The 24,897-nt window shown below is 69.4% G+C and carries 24 protein-coding genes; 12 read left to right on the top strand and 12 right to left on the bottom strand.

Annotation, left to right across the window (positions count from 1 at the left end; translation table 11 throughout):
- Positions 1–17: 17 nt before the first annotated feature.
- A complete protein-coding gene (locus tag RVF83_RS19840) occupies positions 18–1,304 on the bottom strand; it encodes a YihY/virulence factor BrkB family protein (protein ID WP_005197293.1) in 1,287 nt (428 codons plus the stop codon).
- A gap of 268 nt (positions 1,305–1,572) precedes the next feature.
- On the opposite strand from RVF83_RS19840, the gene RVF83_RS19835 reads away from it, so the two are divergent.
- On the top strand, positions 1,573–3,327 hold the full coding sequence (locus RVF83_RS19835; RefSeq protein ID WP_005197292.1) for a DEAD/DEAH box helicase: 1,755 nt from the start codon (positions 1,573–1,575) through the stop codon (positions 3,325–3,327).
- A 99-nt stretch (positions 3,328–3,426) separates the two neighbouring features.
- On the opposite strand, the gene RVF83_RS19830 is transcribed toward RVF83_RS19835, so the two are convergent.
- The 3 genes from RVF83_RS19830 to ppgK form a co-directional block, all read right to left on the bottom strand.
- Complete coding sequence (locus RVF83_RS19830; RefSeq protein ID WP_005197291.1) at positions 3,427–3,636, bottom strand: DUF7455 domain-containing protein; 210 nt, start codon at positions 3,634–3,636, stop codon at positions 3,427–3,429.
- A 305-nt stretch (positions 3,637–3,941) separates the two neighbouring features.
- Positions 3,942–5,366: an RNA polymerase sigma factor gene (locus RVF83_RS19825; RefSeq protein ID WP_039880267.1), complete on the bottom strand. Its 1,425-nt coding sequence runs from the start codon at positions 5,364–5,366 to the stop codon at positions 3,942–3,944.
- Between the two features lie 178 nt (positions 5,367–5,544).
- Positions 5,545–6,333 (bottom strand): polyphosphate--glucose phosphotransferase, encoded by a 789-nt coding sequence (ppgK, locus tag RVF83_RS19820; RefSeq protein WP_005197289.1) that lies wholly within the window; start codon positions 6,331–6,333, stop codon positions 5,545–5,547.
- Positions 6,334–6,463: 130 nt separating this feature from the next.
- On the opposite strand from ppgK, the gene RVF83_RS19815 reads away from it, so the two are divergent.
- A complete protein-coding gene (locus tag RVF83_RS19815; RefSeq protein ID WP_005197288.1) occupies positions 6,464–7,345 on the top strand; it encodes an inositol monophosphatase family protein in 882 nt (293 codons plus the stop codon).
- Between the two features lie 7 nt (positions 7,346–7,352).
- On the opposite strand, the gene cei is transcribed toward RVF83_RS19815, so the two are convergent.
- Positions 7,353–8,045: an envelope integrity protein Cei gene (cei, locus tag RVF83_RS19810; protein WP_005197287.1), complete on the bottom strand. Its 693-nt coding sequence runs from the start codon at positions 8,043–8,045 to the stop codon at positions 7,353–7,355.
- Between the two features lie 450 nt (positions 8,046–8,495).
- Between cei and RVF83_RS19805 the strand changes: the two genes are divergently transcribed.
- Entirely contained in the window at positions 8,496–8,795 is a 300-nt protein-coding gene (locus RVF83_RS19805; RefSeq protein ID WP_005197286.1) for a DUF4193 domain-containing protein, read from the top strand.
- 138 nt (positions 8,796–8,933) lie between these two features.
- Here RVF83_RS19805 and RVF83_RS19800 read toward each other — a convergent pair whose 3' ends face one another.
- Entirely contained in the window at positions 8,934–9,488 is a 555-nt protein-coding gene (locus RVF83_RS19800) for a DUF3093 domain-containing protein (RefSeq protein WP_005197284.1), read from the bottom strand.
- A gap of 19 nt (positions 9,489–9,507) precedes the next feature.
- On the opposite strand from RVF83_RS19800, the gene dut reads away from it, so the two are divergent.
- Positions 9,508–9,981, top strand: coding sequence for a dUTP diphosphatase (gene dut, locus RVF83_RS19795; RefSeq protein WP_341261971.1), 474 nt, complete (start codon positions 9,508–9,510; stop codon positions 9,979–9,981).
- 77 nt (positions 9,982–10,058) lie between these two features.
- Positions 10,059–10,907: a DUF3710 domain-containing protein gene (locus RVF83_RS19790; RefSeq protein WP_005197281.1), complete on the top strand. Its 849-nt coding sequence runs from the start codon at positions 10,059–10,061 to the stop codon at positions 10,905–10,907.
- Between the two features lie 15 nt (positions 10,908–10,922).
- On the opposite strand, the gene RVF83_RS19785 is transcribed toward RVF83_RS19790, so the two are convergent.
- The gene (locus RVF83_RS19785) at positions 10,923–11,648 is read right to left on the bottom strand and encodes an alpha/beta hydrolase (protein WP_005197274.1); all 726 of its coding nucleotides are present in this window, start codon (positions 11,646–11,648) and stop codon (positions 10,923–10,925) included.
- A 199-nt stretch (positions 11,649–11,847) separates the two neighbouring features.
- Between RVF83_RS19785 and RVF83_RS19780 the strand changes: the two genes are divergently transcribed.
- On the top strand, positions 11,848–12,225 hold the full coding sequence (locus RVF83_RS19780) for an OB-fold nucleic acid binding domain-containing protein (RefSeq protein WP_005197272.1): 378 nt from the start codon (positions 11,848–11,850) through the stop codon (positions 12,223–12,225).
- A complete protein-coding gene (locus RVF83_RS19775) occupies positions 12,222–12,902 on the top strand; it encodes a DUF3159 domain-containing protein (protein WP_005197271.1) in 681 nt (226 codons plus the stop codon). Before RVF83_RS19780 ends, RVF83_RS19775 begins: the two co-directional genes overlap by 4 nt.
- A 33-nt stretch (positions 12,903–12,935) precedes the next feature.
- Here RVF83_RS19775 and RVF83_RS19770 read toward each other — a convergent pair whose 3' ends face one another.
- Together RVF83_RS19770 and RVF83_RS19765 are read right to left on the bottom strand one after the other, a co-directional pair.
- A complete protein-coding gene (locus RVF83_RS19770) occupies positions 12,936–13,598 on the bottom strand; it encodes a potassium channel family protein (RefSeq protein WP_005197269.1) in 663 nt (220 codons plus the stop codon).
- A gap of 43 nt (positions 13,599–13,641) precedes the next feature.
- Positions 13,642–14,307 (bottom strand): potassium channel family protein, encoded by a 666-nt coding sequence (locus RVF83_RS19765; protein WP_005197267.1) that lies wholly within the window; start codon positions 14,305–14,307, stop codon positions 13,642–13,644.
- 78 nt (positions 14,308–14,385) lie between these two features.
- Between RVF83_RS19765 and RVF83_RS19760 the strand changes: the two genes are divergently transcribed.
- The 3 genes from RVF83_RS19760 to dxs all read left to right on the top strand — a co-directional run bounded on the left by RVF83_RS19760 (position 14,386) and on the right by dxs (position 19,762).
- A complete protein-coding gene (locus RVF83_RS19760) occupies positions 14,386–16,401 on the top strand; it encodes an APC family permease (protein WP_005197265.1) in 2,016 nt (671 codons plus the stop codon).
- On the top strand, positions 16,398–17,690 hold the full coding sequence (locus RVF83_RS19755) for a class I SAM-dependent RNA methyltransferase (RefSeq protein ID WP_005197263.1): 1,293 nt from the start codon (positions 16,398–16,400) through the stop codon (positions 17,688–17,690). Before RVF83_RS19760 ends, RVF83_RS19755 begins: the two co-directional genes overlap by 4 nt.
- Before the next feature lie 122 nt (positions 17,691–17,812).
- A complete protein-coding gene (dxs, locus tag RVF83_RS19750; RefSeq protein WP_005197262.1) occupies positions 17,813–19,762 on the top strand; it encodes a 1-deoxy-D-xylulose-5-phosphate synthase in 1,950 nt (649 codons plus the stop codon).
- Positions 19,763–19,807: 45 nt separating this feature from the next.
- On the opposite strand, the gene RVF83_RS19745 is transcribed toward dxs, so the two are convergent.
- The 3 genes from RVF83_RS19745 to RVF83_RS19735 all read right to left on the bottom strand — a co-directional run bounded on the left by RVF83_RS19745 (position 19,808) and on the right by RVF83_RS19735 (position 22,245).
- Positions 19,808–20,236 carry a type II toxin-antitoxin system Rv0910 family toxin gene (locus tag RVF83_RS19745; protein ID WP_005197252.1) on the bottom strand — a complete coding sequence of 143 codons (429 nt, stop codon included), beginning with the start codon at positions 20,234–20,236 and terminating at the stop codon, positions 19,808–19,810.
- A gap of 84 nt (positions 20,237–20,320) precedes the next feature.
- Positions 20,321–21,604, bottom strand: coding sequence for an HRDC domain-containing protein (locus RVF83_RS19740; RefSeq protein ID WP_005197250.1), 1,284 nt, complete (start codon positions 21,602–21,604; stop codon positions 20,321–20,323).
- 5 nt (positions 21,605–21,609) lie between these two features.
- Positions 21,610–22,245: a DUF3000 domain-containing protein gene (locus tag RVF83_RS19735; RefSeq protein ID WP_005197248.1), complete on the bottom strand. Its 636-nt coding sequence runs from the start codon at positions 22,243–22,245 to the stop codon at positions 21,610–21,612.
- A 143-nt stretch (positions 22,246–22,388) separates the two neighbouring features.
- Here RVF83_RS19735 and hemE point away from each other — a divergent pair, with 143 nt between their 5' ends.
- Positions 22,389–23,450: a uroporphyrinogen decarboxylase gene (gene hemE / locus RVF83_RS19730; RefSeq protein WP_083877521.1), complete on the top strand. Its 1,062-nt coding sequence runs from the start codon at positions 22,389–22,391 to the stop codon at positions 23,448–23,450.
- Entirely contained in the window at positions 23,450–24,859 is a 1,410-nt protein-coding gene (locus RVF83_RS19725; protein WP_005197243.1) for an FAD-dependent oxidoreductase, read from the top strand. Before hemE ends, RVF83_RS19725 begins: the two co-directional genes overlap by 1 nt.
- Positions 24,860–24,897: the final 38 nt, after the last annotated feature.

The following is a 24,897-nucleotide window of genomic DNA, read 5'->3' as shown; positions in this document are numbered from 1 at the left end:
GCGCTCGCCGGGATCGGTCAGTCGCCCCCGCGGTGGTCGCGCGTGGGGCGTCGGATCGGTCCCGACGACAACCGGTCGGGGATCGTCTTGAGCTGACCGGTGATGTCGGAGGTCTGTGAGTTGACCCAGTGCCGAACCTGGGTCGTCGTGGACGCCTTGGCGGGCCAGAACTGTTGCACCGCGGCGTTGAACTCGGCCCCGATGACGATGCCGAAGCCGAGCGAGAAGGTGAACAGCAGGAAGGCGATCGGCGTTGCCAGCGCCCCGTAGGACACGCCCGCCTCGGTGATTTTTGTCAGGTAGATGCGCAGCACGTAGCTCGCGACCCAGAAGAACACGCCCGCGACGATCGCGCCGCCGATGAGCCGGTGCCACGGCAGCGGATTGGGCAGCGCCAGGTGGTAGAGCGTGGTGAGCACGAACAGCAGCAGCACGGCGACGAACGGGAAGTAACCGTAGTCGATGAGCGTGGTCACGAACGACCCCCACGACTCCGGGACGATCGCCCGCAGATAGTTCGGTCCGAGAGCGACCAGCGGCAGCAGGAACACCGCGACGAACAGGAAACCGACGTAGAGGAACAGCGCAAAGAAGCGCTGCCACACGGGATGCCGCACCTCGTGCTGATCGTGAGCCTTGGCGATGGAGGCGATGAAACACGACATCGCCGACGAGCCGGCCCACAGCGACAGGATGAAGCCGACCGACATGAGTCCGATACGGCCCCGGCCGAGAACGCTGTCCACGGTCGGGGTGATCAGATCGTCGACCACGGTCTCGGTGAAGGTGCGCTGCGCGAACTCGATGATGCGGTCGTACACGATGTCGACGGTGCCGGGTCCGAACCAGCCCGCGACGTAACCGACCGAACCGAGCAGCCCGAGCAGCAGCGGGGGTAGCGAGAGCGCCTGCCAGAAGGCGGCCTGCGCCGCCCAGCCGATGATCCCGTCGTCCCAGGACTTCACGATCGTCCGCCAGACCACCCGATGCATGTTGGGCAGAACGGGGGGACCGGGCTTGTCGTCGGCATCGTCCGAATCGGAGGCTTCCTTCGTGCCGTTCGCCGGGACGGGTTCGTCGACGCCCTCGGGCGTGGCCGGTTCCCTCGTCGTGCGCGCCGGTGGCGGCACGACCGTGACGTCACGCGAGGCGGGTGCGGTGACGCCGGGAACGCCGGTGTCGCCGGCGAGCGGGCTCGGCCGGCGCGGCGTCCGGGTCGAGGTGTCGAGCGGAGCGGTCACCGCGCTCGACGGATTCGGGCGCACCGCAGCCACCGGCGACGTCGCGTCGTCGGTCAGTGGCACCGGGTTCCTCTTTCGCGTTGTGATGAGTTCAATATCCCCGATCGGAGGCCGTGAAGGGTACCCGGGTCACCAGGCGCGTCGTTCGGGGTGACCACACGGCGATGCCCGCGTCGGTGCCGGCGAGCCGCGACAAGGGGGTGTCGCGATGCGGGCGCGGGGGCGGCCCGGCGGTACGATTGCCGGGTCCCCTTCGGCGCGGGTCCTCCCAACGCGAGGGGTCATTTCATGCCCGGTAGGGAATCCGTACGCCGTCAGGAGCAACACACACGTGACGTCCGCCGAACCCTCCACCAGCACCACCAACGCCTCGGGAGCCGCTGCTCCCAACCTCGGATCGCTCCGTGCCTGGCAGCGCCGCGCGCTGACCAAATACCTCACGCGCAAGCCGAAGGACTTCCTCGCGGTGGCGACGCCCGGCGCGGGCAAGACGACGTTCGGCCTGCGTGTCGCCCGTGAACTGCTCGACGATCGCACGGTCGAACAGATCACCGTCGTGGCGCCCACCGAGCACCTCAAGCACCAGTGGGCCGAGGCCGCGGCCCGCGTGGGCATCGCCCTGGACTCGCACTTCTCCAACTCCACCGGTCAGACCAGCTCCGACTACAACGGCGTCGTCCTGACCTACGCGCAGGTCGCCGCGCACCCGACCAAGCATCGCGTCCGCACCGAGAACCGGCGCACCCTGGTCATCCTCGACGAGATCCATCACGGTGGTGACGCCAAGTCGTGGGGTGACGCGATCCGGGAGGCCTTCGACGACGCCGAACGCCGCCTGCTGCTCACCGGTACGCCCTTCCGTTCCGACGACTCGCCGATCCCGTTCGTCGTCTACGAGGCCGAGGCCGGCGGACACCAGCGCTCCAAGGCCGACCACACCTACGGGTACGCCGACGCGCTGAAGGACGGCGTCGTCCGTCCGGTGGTGTTCCTGGCCTATTCCGGCGAGGCGAGCTGGCGGACCAGCGCCGGCGAGGAGTTCACCGCGCGGCTCGGCGAGCCGTTGTCGGCCGAACACACCGCCCGCGCCTGGCGGACCGCCCTCGACCCGCACGGCGACTGGATTCCGGCGGTCCTCACTGCCGCGCACACCCGGCTCGGTCAGCTGCGTGCCAGCGGGATGCCCGATGCCGGCGGCCTGGTCATCGCGACCGACCAGTCGACCGCCCGCGACTACGCCGAACTGCTCACCGCCATCACCGGCAAGCAGCCGACCCTGGTCCTGTCCGACGACCCCAAGTCCTCGTCGCGGATCGCGGAGTTCTCCGCGTCGAAGGACGAGTGGATGATCGCGGTCCGCATGGTGTCCGAGGGTGTCGACGTGCCGCGTCTCGCGGTCGGCGTCTACGCCACCAGCTCGTCGACCCCGCTGTTCTTCGCGCAGGCGATCGGACGCTTCGTGCGATCGCGCCGCCCCGGTGAGACCGCGAGTGTGTTCCTGCCGTCGGTCCCGGTGCTGCTCGACCTCGCCAGCCAGATGGAGGCCCAGCGCGATCACGTCCTCGGCAAGCCGCACCGCGAGAGCGACGGTCTCGACGACCAGCTGCTCATCGACGCGAACAAGCAGAAGGACGAACCGGGGGAGGACGAGCCGGCATTCCAGTCGCTGCACGCCGACGCCGAACTCGACCAGGTGATCTTCGACGGTGCGTCGTTCGGCACCGCCACGTTCGCCGGCAGCGACGAGGAGTCGGACTACCTCGGCCTGCCGGGGCTGCTCGACGCCGATCAGGTGCGTGCCCTGTTGCAGAAGCGCCAGGCCGAGCAGGTCGTCGCGCGGTCCACCCCGGCCGAGCCCAGGTCCGAAACCCCGGATCCCGGGCGTGCACCCGGCACCACCGGGGAGAACCTGCACGCCCTGCGCAAGGAACTCAACACCCTGGTCGCCATGCATCACCACCGCACCGGAAAGCCCCACGGCATGGTGCACAACGAGCTGCGGACCCGCCTGGGGGGTCCGCCGACGGCGATGGCCACCGCCGAGCAGCTCAAGGAACGCATCGCCGCGCTGCGGACGTGGCGCTGACGCGCTGAGCACCCGCGACCCGAACACGAGAGAACCCGGCCGGATGATCCGGCCGGGTTCTCTGTCGTCTGTGGCTCGCCCGTCAGGCCCTGACGAGTGTCAGACCAGTTCGCCCTCGGCTTCGACCACGGTGGCGCTGAGCTCCACCAGTCGGGCTTCGTGCTCGTTGAAGTGATGACGGCAGAAGAGAAGCTCGCCGCCCTTGGGCAGGACGGCACGTACCTTGGCTGCGGCGCCGCAGCGATCACAGCGATCGGCGGCGGTGAGCGGTAGGTAGATCGGGGCTGTGGTGGTGGCGATGTCAGTCATTGTTCCTCCGTCCCGGTCCGGCGCCGGTGTCCGGACGCCTTCCCTTCGAGCCGACACATCCGGGCGATGCGTCAACCTCACTCTGTCAGACGCTTGGCGGCTTCGTATTGTTCCGGCAGGTGCCATCGGTGTGTCGTCACTCACCGTTTACCTCGGGCAACAATCCGACAACGTCTCCGGGAACCAGCCATCCGGGGTCGGCGGACGATCATCGGACGCGTCCGGGAACTACGGGCCGGTCCCGACAACGCCTTCGCCCCCGTCGCCGGGGTGACGGCAACGGGGGCGAAGGGGAGTGCGTGTGATTAGTCCAGGTAATCCCGGAGAACCTGCGACCGCGACGGGTGGCGCAGCTTCGACATCGTCTTGGACTCGATCTGGCGGATGCGCTCACGCGTGACGCCGTAGACCTGACCGATCTCGTCGAGGGTGCGGGGCTGGCCGTCGGTGAGACCGAAGCGCAGACGCACGACGCCCGCCTCGCGCTCGGACAGCGTCTCGAGGACCGACTGCAGCTGATCCTGCAGAAGGGTGAAGCTCACCGCGTCGACGGCGACGACCGCCTCTGAGTCTTCGATGAAGTCGCCGAGCTGGCTGTCGCCCTCATCGCCGATGGTCTGGTCGAGCGAGATGGGCTCCCGGGCGTACTGCTGGATCTCCAGCACCTTTTCCGGGGTGATGTCCATCTCTTTGGCGAGTTCCTCGGGAGTCGGCTCGCGGCCGAGGTCCTGGAGGAGCTCACGCTGGATGCGGCCCAGCTTGTTGATGACCTCGACCATGTGCACCGGGATACGGATGGTGCGGGCCTGGTCGGCCATCGCGCGGGTGATCGCCTGGCGAATCCACCACGTGGCGTAGGTCGAGAACTTGTAACCCTTTGTGTAGTCGAACTTCTCGACCGCGCGGATCAGACCCAGGTTGCCTTCCTGGATGAGGTCCAGGAACGCCATCCCGCGGCCGGTGTAGCGCTTGGCGAGCGAGACGACCAGGCGGAGGTTGGCCTCGAGCAGGTGGTTCTTCGCACGGTTGCCGTCGCGGGAGATCCAGTTCAGGTCGCGCTTCTGCGCGGTGCTGATCTTCTCGCCGGAATCCATCATGCGGCGGAGACGCTCGGTGGCGAACAGGCCTGCCTCGATGCGCTTGGCCAGCTCGACCTCTTCCTCGGCGTTGAGGAGAGCGACCTTGCCGATCTGCTTGAGGTAGGCGCGGACGCTGTCGGCCGAAGCGGTGAGCTCGGCGTCCTTCCGGGCCTGACGAAGTGCCTCGGACTCCTCTTCGTCCCAGACGAAGTCACCGGACTTGGCGGCGGCGTCGGTCTTGCTCGACTCCTTCGCCGCGGTCTTGGCGCCGGCGGGTGCCGCCTCGGCCTCCTCGGCGTCGTCCTCGTCGTCGGTCTCCTCGGCGTCGTCCTCGTCGACCTCGATGTCGTCGATCTCCACGTCCTCGAGTTCGCCGTCGGCAACGTCGATGTCGTCGATCGAGTTCGGGTCCTCGGGCTCGGCGTCGGTGTCACCGACACCCTCGGCGGAGGTGGCCTTCTTGGCTGCCTTCTTGGGGGCTGCCTTCTTGGTGGCCTTCTTCGCTGCTGCCTTCTTCGCGGGCGCCTTCTTGGCGGCGGTCTTCTTCGCAGCCTTCTTGGCGGTCCGCTTGGCCGGGGTTTCGGTCGAGGCGGTGGTCGACTGGGTCTCGTCGGCCTCGGCGTCCCCCTGGCGGGTCTTGATGGCTGCCACGTACAACCTTTCGAACTTCTCTTCTGCGGAGTCTTTGTCGGGTCCCGTGAGACGTGACACGGCAGCACGAGCCGCCGTGGACAAGGGCTTGGTTTCTCGGTTCAGATGACCGGTGACGACCATTGTAACGACATCGGCTCGCCCGATGTGACAAAGCCCTGGTCAATCCAGGCGCGGCCTAGGTTTTGATGCCCTGTGAGACCGCCATCGCCGCGCCGACGATGCCCGCGGTGTTCTGCAGCGTGGCGGGCACGACCGGGGTCTTGTTGGTGAGCAGGGGAATCCACTTGTCGGACTTGCGGCTGATGCCGCCGCCGGCGATGAACAGCTTGGGCCAGAACAGCGCCTCGTAGGCCTTCAGGACGTCGGACACCTTCTCGGTCCATTTCTCGTAGGACCAGTCCTTCTCCTCCTTGACCCGCGAGGACGCCTGGTGCTCGGCCTCCTTCTTGCCGACCTGCATGTGACCCAGTTCGGTGTTGGGCACGAGGTTGCCGTTGATGAGGATCGCCGAGCCGATGCCGGTGCCGAACGTCAGCAACATCACCACGCCGTCGACGCCCTTGCCCGCGCCGTAGGCATCCTCGGCCATTCCGGCCGCGTCGGCGTCGTTGAGCACCGAGACCGCGCGACCGCCGAGGTGACGGCTGAACAGCTCGTAGACGTCGGTGCCGATCCACGCCTTGTCGATGTTCGCGGCGGTGCGCATGATGCCCTCGGTGACCACGCCCGGCAGGGTGATGCCGACCGGACCCGCCCAGTCGAAGTGGCCGACGACCTCGGCGACCGCGGCCGCGACCGCCTCCGGGGTGGCCGGTTGCGGGGTGAGCACCTTGAATCGATCGCCGACGAGTTCACCGGTGTCGAGATCGACGATGCCGCCCTTGATCCCGGAGCCGCCGACGTCGACGCCGAACCCAAGATTCGTCGGGGTCGGCGAGCTGTCGGTGGCGGGCGTGTCGGTCATGGCGGAGTTTCCTTCCGGGCCGGCGGTGATCGACATCAGGCTATCGGCGCCCGCCGCCGCCCGCGCAGCATCCCTCCAGATACGTTGCTTCACCTCACCGGTGAGCGGTCGCGGCCGCCGATGTGCTGACATGGAACACGTGGATCAGACAATTCCGGTGGACGAACTGGCCGCCATCGCGGTGGACGTGGCGCAGGAGGCGGCCGCCCACGTGCGACGCCGCCGACCCGAATTGTTCGGTGCGACAACGCAGCCGACGGGGCACGGGGCATTCGAGAACCCTGTCTCGACGAAATCGACGGAGACCGATCCGGTCACCGTTGCCGACACCGAGACCGAACGCCTGATCCGGCAGCTCCTGCACGAGGCCCGGCCTGCCGACGAGGTCCTGGGGGAGGAGCACGGCGGCAGTCGTGCCGTCCCGTCAGGTGTGCGCTGGGTGGTCGATCCCATCGACGGCACGGTCAACTTCATGTACGGCGTCCCCGCCTATGCGGTGTCGCTGGCGGCGCAGGTCGACGGCCGCTCGGTCGCCGGTGTCGTCGTCGACGTGGCGCGTGAGGTCGTCTACGGTGCCACCCTGGGCGGCGGTGCCTGGGTCGCCGACGGTGACGGCCCTCGTGTGCCGCTCCGCTGCAATCCCGTCGATCGTGCGGATCTCGCGCTCGTGGCAACGGGTTTCGGCTATGCCGCCGACCGTCGGCGCGCGCAGGGTCGGATCGTCGCGGAGCTGCTCCCGAAGGTGCGGGACATCCGGCGGATCGGTGCCGCGGCCCTCGATCTGTGCATGGTGGCCTCGGGTGCGGTCGACGCCCATTACGAACACGGCCTGAGTCCCTGGGACTGGGCCGCAGGCGGACTCATCGCCGCCGAGGCGGGTGCGGTCGTGGTGACCCCGCCGCCGGACTCACGGGCGGACGAGGGACACATCACGGTGGCCGTCGCACCGGGTGTCGCCGACGAGTTCCTCGGGCTGCTGGACGAGGTCGGGGCGCGGGAACCGCTGGTCTAGACGGCGCTCAGCACGGGGCCGAGTGGACCGCCTTCACCAGGGCGGGATCGGCGCCGGTCTCGGGGTTCGTGGGATCGGCCGACCGCAGCGCCTCGAGTGCCGCCTGCGCGTCCTGGGAGAGCTCACCACCCGAGTGGTAGGTGCCGAGTGCGACGTCGACCGCGGTGCCCCGGCGTCCGTCGTCGACGAGCTGCGCGCAGGGGAACGCCAGCCAGGTGGCCGCGGCGGAGGCACGGCCCGCGGGACCGAACCGGATCTGCGCGACGCAGTTGAGATCCCGGTTGACGTAGACGGGATCGTCGGCGAACGGGGTGTCGGCGGCCGGGGTGAAGCCCTGGGCGGCAAGGTCCTCCGACACCGACCGGGCCGCGCCCCGTTCCTCGGACGCGTTCAGCACGCGGACCTGGAAGGTCGACAGCGCGGCGGGCGCGACCTCCAGCATCTCGTCGCGGGGGACCGGGGTGAGTACCGGTGGCTCCGCAGGCTCCGGCGCACCGGCTTCGGTGGCGGTCGCCGGCGTCGGCTGATTGCAGGCGGTGGGGACCGATTCGCTGTCGTCGCTGCCGAGCACGACCGCCCAGACGGTCACGCCGAGGACCAGGAGGACCACCACCGTGATGATCGCCGGGGCATACCGGCGGCGCGGGTACGGGCGGCCCTGTTCGTCGGTCGGGTAGCCGGTCGTAATCTTCGAGACCACCGTGGAACGACTCCTCACTGGACGAACTTCGCGAGCGGTTGTGCTTCACCGGGAACGACGCCCCGCGCGATCTCCGCAACACTCTAGAGGGTCCACCGCGCCGCGGGAGCGAGCCTCGCCGCCGGTGCCGTGTCGTGACCCCGCTGATGGGCCGGACCTGCGTCATACGCCAGATTTCGGACAAGTTCGCGTTGCCACATTGACGATTGACTGGACGTGGTCTATTCTTCGGGCGCCCGCGCTTCCAGACCCGGGGTGCAACCGACATCTAATCGTGACCGAAGTCACGCAATACGCCGGATTCTCGGAAACGAATTGTGCTCGAGGCGGTGTTGTAGTGACCCCACCGGCTAGACAATTCCGGCGGAGTCGTGCGCACCACCCCTGGGTGACGGCCACCAGCCGGAACCGAGAGCGCCCCCTCACCCTCTCAACAAAGTAAGGCACACAATGGCTACTGATTACGACGCGCCACGACGCACCGAGGCCGAGGACCTCAACGAAGACTCGCTCGAAGAGCTGAAGGCCCGTCGGAGCGAGGCGCAGTCCGCGGCGGTCGACGTCGACGAGAGCGACACCGCGGAGTCCTTCGAACTGCCCGGTGCCGATCTCTCCGGCGAAGAACTGTCGGTCCGGGTCATCCCGAAGCAGGCCGACGAATTCACTTGTACCAGCTGCTTTCTCGTCTACCACCGTAGCCGGCTGGCCGAGGAGAACGGCAACTCGCTGATCTGCGTCGACTGCGCATGAGTTCTGCGGAACACCCGCGGATGTGCACGACGAGTCCCTGACGCCGAGTGACCGACGAGCAGGGCCTGACGAAGAAGGGGCCGCGCCACCAGGCGCGGCCCCTTCGTCGTGTCTTCGGTCCCTTGGCCGCAGGTGCCGTCAGGCGGTCGCGGACGGGCGGTCTGCGGCGGCGTCCGGGATGTCGAGAGCCGCCAGGAGCTCGGCCGGGCGTCGGGTCGACACCAACCAGTAGGGGGTCGGGTCGTCGGGATCGTCGAGGACGATGAGGACCATGGTCTTCACCCAGAACCGGTGCACCAGGTAGGCGGCGGGGTCGAGTTGGCGGCCGAGGGCGGCGCTCTTGGCGGTCGCCGGGATCGACGCACCGCGTGCGACGACGGACCGCGGCAACCGGGCGCGATGCGCCTGCAGTTCGTGGTCGGCGGTGACCCGGACGCGGGTGCGGCTCATCGACCACAGGACCAAGACGCAGAGGAGCGCGGTGACGACGTAACCGACCACGCTCCACTTGCTGCCGTGGGCGGACAACTGGATCTCGTAGCCCACCACGCCGGTCACGACGGCAGCGGCCAGCCACCACCACCACGGCACGTGCAGACGCTCGTCGAAGAGGTCCGCGGATCCGGGATCGCGGCGCGTCGCCGGATTCTCCGACGTGTCGCCGGTGTTGTCGGGCGATTGAGGTGCGGTCACGTTGACCAGCGTAGTCTGCGTGCGTGACCCCAGATCTCCCCCTCTGCCGCCGATCGCGGTACGTCGACTCGACCCCGATCTGCCGTTGCCCACTCGAGCTCATCCCGGGGATGCCGGCGTCGACCTGTGCTCGACGATCGACCTGGAACTGCCCGCGGGACGCCGTCAGCTGGTCGGCACCGGGATCGCGATCGCGCTGCCGTTCGGCACGGTGGGCCTTATCCATCCACGCTCCGGGCTCGCCGCCCGCGCCGGACTGTCCATCGTCAACTCGCCCGGCACGATCGACGCGGGATATCGCGGGGAGATCAAGGTCTGCCTCGTCAATCTCGACCCCGAGCAGTCCATCACCATCTCGCGTGGTGACCGGATCGCGCAGCTGATCGTGCAGCGCGTCGAACTACCCGACTTCGTCGAGGTCGACGAACTCGACGACACCAGCCGCGGCGACGGCGGATACGGGTCCAGCGGCGGCCACGCCATCCTGGGCTGAAGCACGACACGCCGGGAGTCGTCTGTCCCCGCGTCGATTAATCTTCAACACGAATGCGGATCAACGAGGAGTGGGCGATGACGGATAACGGTTCGGACGAACTGCGGGTCGGACAGGCATTGGGCCCTTACGACATCGACGCCCTCGCGACCGAGACCAGTGAACTGGAGAACTCCCACCTCGACCTGGGCTCGGTGCTCGTGCCGGTCGTCGAGGGTGGGCAGGTGACCGTCGAGATGTCGGAGACCCACCAGCCCCAGAACGTCTACCTGGTCACCCCGATCGGCCGGATCTCGGTGAGTGCCTTCGCGGCACCCAAGTCGCCGGGGACGTGGCGTGAGGTGGTCCGCGAACTGGCCGAGTCGCTGCGTGACGGCGGTGCCGCCACCAGCATCGAGGACGGCCACTGGGGCCGCGAGGTGGTGGCCGAGGTCGAAGGAGGTACCCACCGTTTCATCGGCGTCGACGGCCCCCGCTGGCTCGTGCGCTGCGTCGGCAGCGGGCCGTCGGAGAGCGCCGAGGACCTCGCGCGCCTGAGCCGGGCCGTGCTGGCCGAGACCGTTGTGCGTCGCGGTTCCGAGCCGCACCCGCCGCGCGAACCCCTCCCGATCGTGCTGCCGCCGGTGCTGGCCGACCAGGTCGCCGCCGCGCAGCAGCAGATCTTCGCCGAACCGGAGGCAGGGGCACAGCCGGCCGCCCCCGAGGTCCCGGCCGCCGACGACCCGGAAGGGGTTTCCGGGGGAGCGCTGGACCAGGTGGCACACGCCACCGTCTACGGCGAGAACTCCTACACCGAGGCCCCGGCCGAAGGCGGATCGGGCGGGCACGACGACCCGTCGGTCACCGCCGACCCGGATCCCGAGGACGACGCGCCGCTGCCGCCGTCGTCCGGCTCGGCGATGCAGCGCTTCTTCCGTCGTCGCTGACCCGGCGGCAGTGGGCTAGTTTCTCGACAGGCTTGTGTACGCGTCGAGGCAACTCGTACCGAGCAACGCGGGGTCGCGGCCCCATCCCTCGAGGCTGACCTCGACCAGCGCCGATCGCGGTGCTGCTTCGTGCCACCTGTGGGCGACGGTGAAGGGATGGATCGGGTCGTCGCGCGCCGCGACGAGGGCCAGCGGCACCGTGAGCCCGGCGATCTGGGCGGGTGTCGGAGCGCAGTAGCGCGCCGCGTCCCGCAGCTGACCGATGACCTCGGGATACAGCCGGCGCCAGGAGCGCGACAACTCCTCGGCCAGCCAGTCCGGACTGCTCGCCGTCATCTCGGCGACCGTCGCCTCCAGGCCGTTCCGTTCCATCGCGTCGGCGGTCGCCCGCGCGCTCGCGGCGGCGAGCGCGGAATCGGCGTCCCCGCTCCAGGCCGGCAGGGCGGCGAACACGCCCGCGCAACGTCCGGCGGTGTCGGCGAGGGCCCACTCGAGGGCGATCGCGGCGCCGATCGACACCCCTCCGACCAGAACGCGATCGTGCTCGGCCGCCGCGCGCCCGAGACCTCGACGGTGTCCGTCGATCAGCGCCGGCGTCGGATCGAGCGCGACCAGCTCCACACCGAGCGTCGCGGCCGCGTGACCGAAGGCACGTGTGACGTGGTCGGCATCGGAGCCGGTCCCGGGAATCACCACCAGTGCGGTGGGTGTTCGTGTTCGCGGACTGTCCACGACGGGCATCAATTGTTCATCCGGATGCGAGGCACCCAGAGATCATCCCTTAGGGTGTCCCGGGACTGCGGGTGAGCCCCAGTCGTCCACGTTGTCACCGGCGGGTGCCGGGTCTACGCTGGCGGACAGCCACCGATCATTCGTTCGGTGGCCGCGGACGCTGTGGCGGAAGCCCTGGCGCCCGGCTGAAATCCATTGGGAGGTTGGGATGCCCACAGCTGGTTATCTCAAGCGACTGACCCGCCGACTCACCGAAGACCTCGGGGACGTCGACGCGGAGCGAATCGCCGAGGAGTCGAAGGCGACGGGCGCACAACGCGCGTCGGACTGCGCCCGCGGCGAGGAGGTCACCATGCACGGCGAGCTGCGCGCGGTGGAGACCTGTTCACGCTCGGCCAAGGCCGGTGTGAAGGCGGAGTTCTTCGACGGCTCCGACATCGTCATGCTGAAGTGGCTGGGCCGAAATCGCATCGCCGGCATCGAACCCGGCCGCAAGGTGACCGTGCGGGGCCGGCTCGCCCTGCAGGACGGTCACAAGGTGATCTACAACCCCTACTACGAGCTGCAGGGCAGCGACGACGAGTGACACCCGCCAGTGACACCGGTAGGTCGGACGACGAGTCCGCCGAGCACGACGTCGAGCAGGAACCAGGCCCCGAGCCGGCCCCCACAGTGCTCGATCAGATCGGCGGCGTCTCCGGCCTGATCTACTCGACGGTCCCGGTCGTCGTGTTCGTCCCCGTCAACTCCTTCTTCGGCCTCACCGCCGCCATCATCGCCGCGCTCACCGCCGCGGCTTTGGTCTTCGTGGTGCGGCTCGTCCGCCGCGAGGGACTCACCCCGGCGATCTCCGGCCTCCTCGGCGTGGCCATCTGCGTCTTCATCGCCAACCGCGTGGGGGACGCCAAGGGTTACTTCCTCTTCGGGATCTGGACCACCCTCGCGTACGCGATCGCGTTCGTGATCTCCATCGTCGTGCGCTGGCCGCTGATCGGGGTCGCCTGGCATCTCGTGAACGGGCAGGGGACCGCCTGGCGCAAGCACCGTCGGACGTTGCGCGCCTACGACATCGCCACCGCCCTGTGGGCTCTGGTCTTCGCGGCCCGCTATCTCGCCCAGTCCGAGCTCTACGACCTCGGTGCCACCGGCTGGCTGGCCTTCACGCGGATCGCGATGGGCTGGCCGCTGACCGCCCTGGCGGTGGTCGCCACGGTCCTGCTCGTCCGCCGCGCGGTCCGCGAGGAAGAAACCGTCGGTGCGTGATCCTTCAGGGCGTGATCCTTCAGGGCGTGATCCTCAGCGCGTGATCTTCATGGCCTCGTAAAGGGCCGGTTCCGCCTCCGCCGGGGCGATGAAGATCAGCTCGTCGCCGCCCTCGATCGGGTCGTCGCTCTGCGGCACGATGACCCGGCCGCCCCGCAGGATCGCGACGAGTGCCACGTCGCGCGGCAGTTCCAGCTTGCGTACCGGCTTGCCCGCCATCGGGGTGTTCGACGGCAGGGTGAGCTCGACGAGATTGGCCTGCCCCTGCCGAAAGGTCATGAGGCGGACCAGATCACCCACCGACACCGCCTCCTCGACGAGCGACGCGAGCAGGCGCGGCGTCGACACCGCGACATCGACGCCCCAGTCCTCGCCGAACAGCCACTCGTTGCGCGGATCGTTGACCCGGGCGACGACGCGGTTGATCGCGAACTCGGTCTTGGCGAGCAGACTCACGACCAGGTTGGCCTTGTCGTCGCCGGTCGCGGCGATCATCACGTCGAAGGTCTGCAACTGCGCATCTTCGAGTCTCGCGAGTTCACAGGCGTCGGCGAGGATCCATTTGGCGCCCGGCACCGAGTCCGGGTCGACGTGGTCGGCCTTGCGCTCGAACAGTGTGACGTCGTGCGAGTTGACGAGGAGTTCGCGGGCGATCGAGCGCCCGACCGCGCCGGCTCCGGCGATGGCGACCTTCACAGGATGACTCCTCGGTGTTCGGGGCTCTGGTGCCTCGGGGTGTTCAGGACTCCGCCTGGATGAACGGAGCCGCGGCGATGCGGCGGGCGTTGGCCAGGTTGTCGAGCAGCACCGCGCCGTAGACCACATCATCCTGCTGGAGAACGGTTTTGGCCTCCGGCAGGACCGGCCGGCCGACCCGGTTGAGGAAGACTACCCGCGCGCCGCTCTGTTCCTGGAACTTGGCGACCGACACCCCGATCCACGACTCGTCGACGTCGATCTCGGCGACCGCGAGAGTGCCCGAGGGATCGCGCCACTCGGTCGTCGCGATCTCGCCGAGCGCGGAAACGAAACGTTCGGTGGTCCACGGCACGGTGGCGACCGTCGGGATGCCCAGGCGTTCGTAGACCTCGGCGCGTTTGGCGTCGTAGATGCGGGCGACGACCCGCTCGACGTCGAAGGTCTCCCTCGCCACGCGCGCGGCGATGATGTTGGAGTTGTCGCCCGACGACACCGCGGCGAAGGCATCGGCATGCTCGATCCCGGCCTTCACGAGGATGTCCCGGTCGAAGCCCACGCCGGTGATCGTGCGGCCGGCGAAATCAACGGACAGCCGCGCGAACGCGGAGGGGTCCCGGTCGATGATCGCGACGTCGTGTCCGCGTTTCTGCATCGCCATCGCGAGCGACGATCCGACACGCCCACAACCCATGATGACTACCTGCACGACATTCCTCTCCTGACGCGACCTGCGTGCCGCGAGTCGAACCTACCCGCCGCGACGCGGACGCTCTAGGGTTGCCTGGTGTCCACCGTCTCCAAGGTGTCCGTCGCGACGAAGCGCCTCCTGCTCGGCAGGCCTTTCCGCAGCGACAAGCTGGGCCACACCTTGCTCCCCAAACGGATCGCCCTCCCGGTCTTCGCCTCCGACGCCATGAGCTCGGTGGCGTACGCCCCGCAGGAGATCTTCCTGGTCCTGTCGGTCGCCGGGATCACCGCCCTCGCCTTCACCCCATGGGTCGCGATCGCCGTCGCCGTGGTCCTGGCGGTGGTGGTCGCGAGTTACCGGCAGAACGTCCACGCATACCCGTCGGGTGGCGGCGACTACGAGGTCGCCACCGTCAACCTGGGACCCAACGCCGGCCTGACCGTCGGCAGCGCGCTGCTCGTCGACTACGTGCTGACAGTCGCGGTCTCGGTGACGTCGGCAGCGGAGAACATCGGTTCGGCCGTGCCGTTCGTCAACGAGCACAAGGTCTGGTTCTGCGTCGGTGCGATCATGATCCTCGCCGCGGTGAACCTGCGCGGCATCAAGGAATCCGGGGCCTTCCTGGCCATCCCCACCTACGCCTTCATCATCGGCGTGCTGGCCATGCTCATCTGGGGCTTCACCGAGATCTTCGTCCTGGGCCAGGAGATCCGTTCGGAGACCGCCGACTTCGGTATCGCGGCGGAACAGGACAACCTCACCGGGCTCGCGCTGGTCTTCCTGGTGGCCCGGTCGTTCTCGTCCGGGTGTGCCGCTCTGACGGGCGTCGAGGCCATCAGCAACGGCGTCCCGGCGTTCCGGAAACCGAAGTCGCGCAATGCCGCGACCACGCTGCTGATGCTGGGTGGCTTCTCCATCACCCTGCTGCTCGGCATCGTCCTGCTCGCCCAGGAGATCGGTGCGAAGTACGTGATGGATCCGGCGCAGGATCTCATCGGCGCCCCCGACGGTTATCAGCAGAAGGCGATGATCGCGCAGCTCGCCCACGCCGTCTTCGACTCGTTCCCGGCCGGCTTCTTCTTCGTCGCGACCGTCACGGCGCTGATCCTGTTGCTGGCCGCGAACACCGCGTTCAACGGATTCCCGGTGCTCGGTTCGGTGCTGGCCCAGGACCGGTACCTGCCGCGTCAGCTGCACACCCGCGGCGACCGGTTGGCGTTCAGCAACGGCATCCTGTTCCTGGCGGTCGCGGCGATCATCTTCGTGGTCGCGTTCGGCGCGCAGGTGACCGCGCTGATCCAGCTCTACATCGTGGGCGTGTTCGTCTCGTTCACGTTGAGTCAGACCGGCATGGTGCGCCACTGGACGCGTCTGCTGCGCACCGAGACCGACCCGAGTGCCCGCCGCCGGATGCTGCAGTCGCGGGTGGTGAACTCGGTCGGCCTGGTGATGACAGCGACGGTTCTGGTGGTCGTCCTGATCACGAAATTCACTGCGGGTGCGTGGATCGCGGTGCTGGCGATGGTCTCGATCTTCGTGCTCATGAAGCTGATCCACCATCACTATGCGTCGGTGCAGCGCGAGCTGGATCGCGCCGAGACCGACGACGAGGGTGTGCTGCCCAGCCGGACGCACTCGATCGTCCTGGTGTCGAGTCTGCACATGGCATCCAAGCGTGCCCTGCGGTACGCCCGGGCGACGAGACCCGACGTGCTCGAGGCGATCACGGTGAACGTCGACGACCGCGACACCCGCAAGCTGGTGGCCGAGTGGGAGGCCAGCGACATCACCATCCCGTTGAAGGTCATCGCCTCCCCGTATCGCGAGATCACCCGGCCGGTGATCGAGTACGTGCGGCGGGTGCGCCGCGAGAACCCCCGCGACGTGGTCACCGTGTTCATCCCGGAGTACGTCGTCGGACACTGGTGGGAACAGATCCTGCACAACCAGTCCGCGCTGCGGCTCAAGGGACGTCTGCTGTTCGAGCCCGGGGTGATGGTGACCTCGGTGCCCTGGCAGCTCACGTCGTCGGATCGCCGTAAGGAGACCAAGAGGTACTGGGCGCCGGGCGAGACCCGCCGCGCCCTGGGCGAATCGGAGCGCACACTGTGACACCCTCGGCAACGACGCGGCGCGTCGAGGTGACCGTCGATCGTCCCGCGAACGGTGGGGAGGCGGTCGGACGTGCCGACGGGCGGGTCCTGTTCGTGCGCGGCGCGATTCCCGGCGAGCGCGTGGTCGCCGAGATCACCGACGACCGCCACGACTCGTACTGGCGTGCCGAGGCCGTCGAGATACTCGAGGAGTCCCCGCACCGGGTTCCGGTGGTGTGCCCGGCGGCGGCCGGGGGAGCGGGATGCTGCGACCTAGGGCACATCGAGCCCGGGTATGCGCGCGAACTGAAGAAGGCCGTGCTGCTCGACGTCCTGAGTCGGGTCGGCCACCTCGACGAGGCGACGATCGCCGGCACCGACCTCGCGACGCGTGGGGTCGACCGCTTGCCGGGGTCCGACACCGGCTGGCGCATCCGGACCCGCCTGGCCGTCGACGGACGGGGGCGTGCGGGGCAGCATGCGTTCCGCGGTGCCGCGGTGATCCACGACGTCTGCATGCAACCGGCGCCGGGGATGATCGACGACCTCGCCGGTCGCAGGTTCACCCCGCACGCCGAACTGGCCGTGGTCATCGACGCCGACGGCACCCGCCACATCACCGAACTCGCGCCCGTCGCCGAGGTTCGGCACGGCGACTCCCGCCGCCGCGCACAGCAGAACCGTCGACGCCGATCCCGACCCCGCGCACAGACGGTCGTCGAGGGTGCCGAGTCCGCGGTCCATCGCGTCGGGAACCGGTCGTGGGCCATCCCGGTGACCGGGTTCTGGCAGGCGCACCGGGCCGCGCCGCAGACCTACGCCGACACGGTCGTGGGCTTCGTCGGTGACCACCTCGGAGCCGGCCCGCGGGTCGCGTGGGACCTCTACGGCGGCGCCGGGGTGTTCGCCGGCGCGTTGCTCGACCAGTACGGCACCGGCCTCGAGGAGGTCCACATCGTCGACTCCGACGCGGGTGCACTGAACGCGGCGACGCGGACCTTCGCCGGCGATGCGGATCGTGTGGTCACGCACCGGGGTGAGGTGGCCGCCCGGGTCCACGACCTCGGCGAGACCCCCGACGTCGTCGTCCTCGATCCGCCGCGCACCGGTGCCGGCGAGCGCGTCGTCGAGGCGATCGCCGCCGCAAGACCGGCTGTGGTGGTGCACGTCGGCTGTGATGCCGCCCGGTTCGCGCGTGATCTCGGTCTCTTCGCCCGCGCCGGATATCGCGTGGCCCGGCTGCGCGGCTTCGACGCTTTCCCGCTCACGCACCATGTCGAGGCCATCGCGTGCCTGGTTCCGGCCTGAGCCACCGCAGTCATGTGACGTCGTCGACCATCCGCGGGGCGGGGTCGTGCCGAATGCTTCCGTAGACTGACGGGTTATGGGCCGGGGGTTTCTCCGGCCGGCGTCGCGTGATGGAGGAAACGATGGGTGTGCTCGACCGGGTCGACTCGCCGGCCGATCTGCGGTCACTGTCGGAAGCGGAGATGGAGACTCTCGCCTCCGAGATCCGGACGTTCCTGATCGAGAAGGTTGCGGCCACCGGCGGTCACCTCGGTCCCAATCTCGGCGTGGTCGAACTGACCCTCGGGATCCACCGCGTCTTCGACTCGCCGCACGATCCGATCCTCTTCGACACCGGCCACCAGTGCTACGTCCACAAGATCGTGACCGGCCGCAAAGACGGTTTCGACCACCTGCGGCAGCGCGGCGGTCTCACCGGCTACCAGGAGCGCGCCGAGTCCGAGCATGACTGGGTCGAGTCCTCGCATGCCTCGGCCGCCCTGTCCTATGCCGACGGACTGGCCAAGTCCTTCGAGCTGACCGGGCAGAACGACCGGACCGTGGTCGCCGTTGTCGGTGACGGCGCCCTCACCGGTGGCATGTGCTGGGAGGCGATCAACAACATCGCCGCCTGCAACCGGCCCGTGGTCATGGTCGTCAACGACAACGGCCGGTCCTATGCGCCGACCATCGGTGGCCTCGCGAGCCACCTGTCCGGTCTGCGTCTGCAGCCGGGCTACGAGAAGTTCCTCGACGAGGGCCGCCGCGTCGTCAAGCAGGTGCCCGTGGTCGGCGAACCCGCCTACGCGGTGCTCCACGGTGTGAAGAGCGGACTCAAGGATCTGCTGGCACCCCAGGCGATGTTCACCGACCTCGGTCTGAAGTACGTCGGTCCCGTCGACGGCCACGACATCAACGCCGTCGAGTCGGCGCTCCGGCACGCCCGCGACTTCGGCGGACCGGTCATCGTGCACACCGTCACGCGCAAGGGCATGGGTTACGCCCACGCCGAGAACCACGTCGCGGACCAGATGCACGCCACCGGCATCATCGACCCCGTGACCGGGCGGCCCACCAGCGTGGCACCGCAGGACTGGACCAAGGTCTTCTCGGCCGCGCTGCTCGATGCCGGCGCCAACCGCCCCGACGTCGTCGCGATCACCGCGGCCATGCCCGGTCCCACGGGGCTCACGCCCTTCGGCGAGCGCTATCCGGATCGCATGTTCGACGTCGGCATCGCCGAACAGCATGCGATGACCTCGGCAGCGGGCCTCGCACTCGGCGGCCTGCACCCGGTCGTCGCCATCTACTCGACCTTCCTCAACCGCGCCTTCGACCAGCTCCTGATGGACGTCGCGCTGCTGAAGCAGCCGGTGACCCTCGTCCTGGACCGGTCGGGCATCACCGGCCCCGACGGCCCGAGTCACCACGGCATGTGGGACCTGTCGCTCATGGCGATGGTTCCCGGCCTGCGGGTCGCCGCGCCGCGTGACGCCGTCCGATTGCGCGAGGAGTTCGACGAGGCGCTCGGTGTCGACGACGGCCCGACGGCTCTGCGTTTCTCCAAAGGTGCTGTCCCCGAGGACATCCGCGCGGTCGAGCGACTCGACGACGGGGTCGACGTCCTGCACCGCGGCGATCGCGATCTCGGACCGGCGTCGGGCGACGTGCTCATCGTCGCGGTCGGCGCCTTCTGCAGCCTTGCCGTCGACACCGCCGAACGCCTCGCGCAGCAGGGCATCGACGCCACGGTCGTCGACCCGCGCTGGGTCCTGCCGGTGCCGACCTCGGTGGTCGAGGTCGCCCGTCGCCACCGCCTGGTCGTCACCCTCGAGGACGGCTGCGTCAGCGGCGGCGTGGGATCGGCTGTGGCCGGAGCGCTCTCGGCTGCCGAGGTGACCGTTCCGGTGCAGATCAAGGGCATTCCGCAGGCGTTCATCGAACATGCCTCGCGCGGAGAGATTCTCGGCGAGCTCGGCCTGACTGCGCAGGATCTCGCCCGCTCGATCACCGCGACGGTGTCGGGGATGCAGGCCGGTCCCGCGCTGGAACGCCAGATCGAGGATCCCGCGCAGAGTCGCGCAGAGGACTGACGCAGGGGGACGAGTGGCGGGCAGGCGCCGCCCCGCCGGCTGACGTCAGCGCAGGGTCGCGAGATTCGAGATCGACTTGTGCACATCGGATTCCAGCACCTTCGCGACGAGGCGCCCGACGGGACCGTTGAGCAGGCCGCCGGATATCTCGGCGGACAGATCGAAGTGTGAGCCGTCGACGATCTCGTCGACCTTCATCGCGAGGTCGATGTTGATCCCTCCGCGGCCGGTGCCGGACAGCGCGATCATCCGCGGTTCGTCGTAGTCCGTGACGGTCCAGTGGATGACGTTGCGGAACCCCTTCACCTTGATCAGCGACGAGACCTTCGTCCCCTCGCTGATCGTGTCGGGGACCGGGGACTTCCACCCGCCGAAGATCGTCATCCACTCGTCGAACCGCGAGAGGTTGCTGGCGAGTGCCCAGGCCGCGCCCGGGTCGAGGTCCGAGTCGATGCCGACGGAGACTGTGGCCACTGAGTGCTCCCATTCCATTCCGTGAGGTCGTGCCTGTTGCGAGGTCGTGCCTGTCGGAAGGTCTTTACCCAACTCGGAGCGGGGCTACTCCGACGGTCCGGTCTCGGTGGCCCCGACCTCGCCCAGCGCCTCGGTCAACGCGTCCACGCTGAGCCGCCGCTGCCACGGACGGGCCCCGGCGGCGGCGAGGTGCGCGTCGACGGCCTCGGCGGTCACCGGTTCGGTCAGTCCGTCCCAGCACAGCTGGCGGACGACGTCCGGGGCGAGGAGGTTCTCCACCGGGAGGGTGTGGCTCTCGGCGACCTCTTTGAGCGCCGGGCGCACCTTCTGCATCCGCGCCGCAGCCTCCGGGTTGCGCTGTTCCCAGCGGCTCACCGGGGGGAGTCCGGGGCCGTTGGTCTTGCGGGCCGGCAGTTCGCTGTCCGGGAGTTCGCGGGCCCGCTGCAGGGCGCTCAACCAGATCCCGGCTTGCCGGCGCTGGCGAGGGCCGCCGAAGATCGGCAGGCGGGTCAGTTCGTTGTTCGATTTCGGGTCGACGGTCGCGGCGTTGACAATCGCGGTGTCGGGCAGCACGCGGCCCGGGGCGACATCCCGACGCTCCGCCAATTCCTCACGCGCCGTCCACAATTCGCGGACCGCGGCCAGGGCACGAGCCGACTTGACGGTGTGGATGTTGGACGTCTTGCGCCAGCGGTCGGTGCGCGGCGGGGCCGGCGGGCGGGACAGGACGTAGGCGAACTCCTCGCGGGCCCAGCCGTCCTTGCCGGACTCGGCCAGTGCCGCGTCCATCGCGTCCCGGAGTTCGACGAGCACCTCGACGTCGAGGGCGGCGTAGTTCAGCCAGTCGTCGGGAAGTGGCCGTCGGGACCAGTCCGCCGCGCCGTGACCCTTGAGCAGGCCGAGGCCGAGGAACTGGGCGACCATCGCGGCGAGGTTCACCTTCGCCAGGCCGAGCAGGCGTCCGGCGAGTTCGGTGTCGTACAGCTCGACGCATTCGAAGCCGAGTTCGCGTAGGCAGGGAAGATCCTGGTCGGCGGCGTGCAGCACCCATTCGGGCCCGCGCAGCGCGTCGATCACGGGAGCGAGTGCCTCGGGATCGCCGATCGGGTCGAGCAGGAAGCTGCCGGAGCCGCGTCGTTTGATCTGGATCAGGTAGGCGCGCTGGGAGTAGCGGTAGCCCGAGGCACGTTCGGTGTCGACGGCGATGGGGCCCTCGCCCGCTGCGAGCGCCTCCGCGGTGTCGGAGAACTCCGCGGCGGTCGACAGCACCGGCGGGACACCCCCGGCGGGGGCCAACAGCGGCTCGACCTCGGGGGCCTCGTCCTCCGGCGGCAGATTCTCGGCTTTGTTTCCCGGTGGTGTGTCCACGGTGCTCACGCCGGGCCGAGTTGGGTCACGCCCGCCGGCGGGAGGCCGGCAGCCGACGCCAACACCTCACAGAACGCCTCGAGGTGGCCGTTGAGACCCTCGGCGGTCAATGCGGTCCACGACGCCCGGACCTCGAGCTGGTGGGCGCGCGGCGGTCCGGCGATGTCGCCATAACGCACCGACGTCGTCGACGTCACGGTGCCACCCAGCGCGGTCACCTCGATGCGGTGTGCGATGCCGTTGGGGGAGGCGGGGGTGCTGATCTCGCCGACCGGCACGCCGAGGGCGTCGGACAGCCAGCTCCAGGCGACCTCGGGCAGCAGCGGATCCATCGCCAGAGCGGCCTCGACCTCGGCCTGCAGGTAGGCGACGAGGCGGATCGTCCCGTTCCAGGCGTCCTGGCCGGCCGGGTCGTACAGCAGGATGAGTCGTCCGAACGCGGTGCCCTGGGAATCGGTGGGGACGACGTCGGGGTCGTCCGGCGGGCGCACCTCGGCCCCGACCGCATAGCTGTACGGCGCGAGCCGCTGCGGCGGGCGGATGGGTCCGACCTCGATCTCACGGCGGACGCGGGCAGCATGCAGCGACTCCACCGCCGCGCGGAAATCAGCAGGCTCGTCCGGAGCTCCCGAGGAAGTCACCGTTCGACCGTAGGTGTGTCGTGCCTGGCAGCGGCGGAGGCGCGCCGAGTCACCGGCCCCAGAAATGGGGACCCGCACCCGCGAGTGTCGAACCGGGCAGGCCGGGGCGGGTCAGATCGTCGAACATGGCAGAGTAAGCGGTGATGTCGAACGTAACTGGTACCCGGGTCCATCGGTCGCACCTGCCGCTCGTCGCCGCGGCCACGGGTGGGACCCCGTCACGCCGTCCGGTGTGGTTCATGCGGCAGGCGGGCCGTTCGCTGCCCGAGTACCGCGCGATCCGTGCCAACCACGGCATGCTCGAATCCTGCTTCGACCCCGAGCTGGTGTGCGAGATCACCATGCAGCCGGTGCGCCGACACGACGTCGACGCCGCGATCCTGTTCTCCGACATCGTCGTCCCCCTCAAGGCTGCGGGCATCGACCTCGACATCGTCGCGGGCACCGGTCCGGTGATCGCCGAACCCGTGCGGTCGGCCGACGCCGTCTCCCGCATACCGCGCCTCGAACCCGCCTCGGTCGGCGCCATCTCCCACGCCATCGAACTGCTGCTCGCCGAACTCGGCGACACCGCGCTGATCGGTTTCGCCGGTGCACCGTTCACCCTCGCGTCCTACCTCATCGAGGGCGGGCCGAGCCGCAACTACGAGCGCACCAAGGCGATGATGCACGGCGACCCGCAGACATGGGCCGAGCTGATGGCCCGCCTGGCCGACATCACCATCGCCTTCCTGAAGGTCCAGCTCGACGCCGGCGTCGACGCGATCCAGCTGTTCGACTCCTGGGCCGGCATGCTCTCGGCCGCCGACTACCAGCGTTTCGTGGCGCCGCACAGCGCCCGCGTCCTCGCCGAGGTCGCCGGCTACGGCGTCCCGCGCATCCACTTCGGTGTGGGTACCGGCGAACTGCTGGCGCCCATGGCCCACGTCGGGGCCGACGTCATCGGCGTCGACTGGCGGGTGCCGCTCGACGAGGCCGTCCGCCGCGTCGGACCGGGCAGGGCCGTCCAGGGCAACCTCGACCCGACCCTGCTCTTCGCGGGACCGGAGGTCGTGGACAGAGAGATCCGCCGCGTGGTCGCCGACGGCGACCGGGCGATCGCGGCCGGCGCCATCGGCCACATCTTCAACCTCGGTCACGGGGTCCTCCCGGGTACCGACCCGGACGTCCTCACCCGCGCCGTCGAACTGATCCACAGCCTCTGATGGCTGCGCGGCTCCGGATCGCGGTCGTCGGCGGAGGTGTCTCCGGCCTGACGGCCGCGTACCGGCTGCGCGGTGCACTCGGCGCCGACGCACAGATCGACGTTCTCGAGGCCGGCGAGCGGCTCGGGGGCATCCTGCACACCACGACGGTCGGCGGCCAGTCCGTCGACGTCGGGGCCGAGGCGTTCATCGTCCGACGACCCGAAGCACTGGGCCTGGTCAACGAACTCGGCCTGGGGGACCGGGTCGTGTCGCCGACCGGCCGGCGCCCGTCCGTGTGGTCCGGTGGCCGCCTGCACCCACTGCCGGCCCCGGCGCTCATGGGGATCCCCGCGACCCCCGAGGCGGTCGCCGATCTCGCCGACCCCGCAGACCTCGAACTCCTCCGCACCGAGACGCAGCGCTCCTGGCATTGGGACCCGTCCGCGGACCCGACGGTCGGGGACCTCGTCGCCGATCGTCTCGGCCCGTCCGTGGTCGCCCGAAGCGTCGACCCCATGCTGGGCGGCGTCTACTCGAGCCTCGCCGCCGACATCGGTCTGCGTGAGGCGCTACCCGCGCTCGCGGCGCGACTCGATGCCGGTGCCCCCAACCTGACCGCGGCCGTCTCCGGCCTGGTCGCCGACGCCACGGGTACCGGGCCCGTCTTCGGCACCCTGGTCGGCGGTTACCGGGTGCTGCTCGACGCGCTCCGGTCCGCCGCGGCAGTCGAACCCGAACTCTGTGCGTATGTCCGGGACCTCGAGCCCACGACGACCGGCTGGACGCTGCATGTCGGCGGCGGAGCGCGAGGGGACGTGCGTGACTACGACGGCGTCATCCTGGCCATCCCCGCCTGGAATGCGGGCCACCTGCTGCGGCGGGCTCTGCCCGACGTCGCCGCACCGCTCCGGGCTGTACGCGGAGCGTCATCGGTGGTGGTCTCGATCGCGCTGGCCCCCGGCACACCGGTGCCCGAACACTCCGGCGTTCTCGTCGGGACGGGGGAGAGCCTGCGCGCCAAGGCATTCACGATCAGCTCGCAGAAGTGGGGCCATCTATCGCACGATGACGCGCCGGTGTCGGTGCGTGCGTCGTTCGGCCGGTTCGGGGCACCGGTGCCCGATGCGGACCTCGAACCCGGCGTCGACGACCGGCTGCGGGCCGAGGCCCTCGAGGACCTCGACGAGGTGTGTCGGGCCGCCGGAGTGGCACCCGCGTCGCCGAATGTCGTGGACACGTATGTACAGCGCTGGACCAACGGCCTGCCCGTCTACGGGCCGGGGCATCTCGCCACGATGGCGCAGGTCACCGCGTCCCGGCCGCGTCGGCTCGCGCTCGCCGGGTCGTCGTATGCGGGGGTCGGTGTCCCGGCCTGTATCGGCCAGGCCGGACGCGCCGTGTCGGCTCTGCTGACCGACCTGACCTGACTGTTCGTCCCACCGGCCGCGGTGGCACCATGTCAGTC

Source organism: Gordonia rubripertincta, assembly GCF_038024875.1.
Classification (GTDB): domain Bacteria; phylum Actinomycetota; class Actinomycetes; order Mycobacteriales; family Mycobacteriaceae; genus Gordonia; species Gordonia rubripertincta.
Note: the sequence above shows the minus strand (reverse complement) of the source record. Positions and strands in the feature narration are given on the sequence as shown.

Bases quoted from the DNA above. Each gene is read 5' to 3' on its own strand.
- RVF83_RS19830 (WP_005197291.1), bottom strand. From the start codon at position 3,636: ATGACTGACATCGCCACCACCACAGCCCCGATCTACCTACCGCTCACC.
- ppgK (WP_005197289.1), bottom strand. From the start codon at position 6,333: ATGACCGACACGCCCGCCACCGACAGCTCGCCGACCCCGACGAATCTT.
- RVF83_RS19815 (WP_005197288.1), top strand. From the start codon at position 6,464: ATGGAACACGTGGATCAGACAATTCCGGTGGACGAACTGGCCGCCATC.
- RVF83_RS19805 (WP_005197286.1), top strand. From the start codon at position 8,496: ATGGCTACTGATTACGACGCGCCACGACGCACCGAGGCCGAGGACCTC.
- RVF83_RS19790 (WP_005197281.1), top strand. From the start codon at position 10,059: ATGACGGATAACGGTTCGGACGAACTGCGGGTCGGACAGGCATTGGGC.
- RVF83_RS19785 (WP_005197274.1), bottom strand. From the start codon at position 11,648: ATGCCCGTCGTGGACAGTCCGCGAACACGAACACCCACCGCACTGGTG.
- RVF83_RS19780 (WP_005197272.1), top strand. From the start codon at position 11,848: ATGCCCACAGCTGGTTATCTCAAGCGACTGACCCGCCGACTCACCGAA.
- dxs (WP_005197262.1), top strand. From the start codon at position 17,813: ATGGGTGTGCTCGACCGGGTCGACTCGCCGGCCGATCTGCGGTCACTG.
- hemE (WP_083877521.1), top strand. From the start codon at position 22,389: ATGTCGAACGTAACTGGTACCCGGGTCCATCGGTCGCACCTGCCGCTC.
- RVF83_RS19725 (WP_005197243.1), top strand. From the start codon at position 23,450: ATGGCTGCGCGGCTCCGGATCGCGGTCGTCGGCGGAGGTGTCTCCGGC.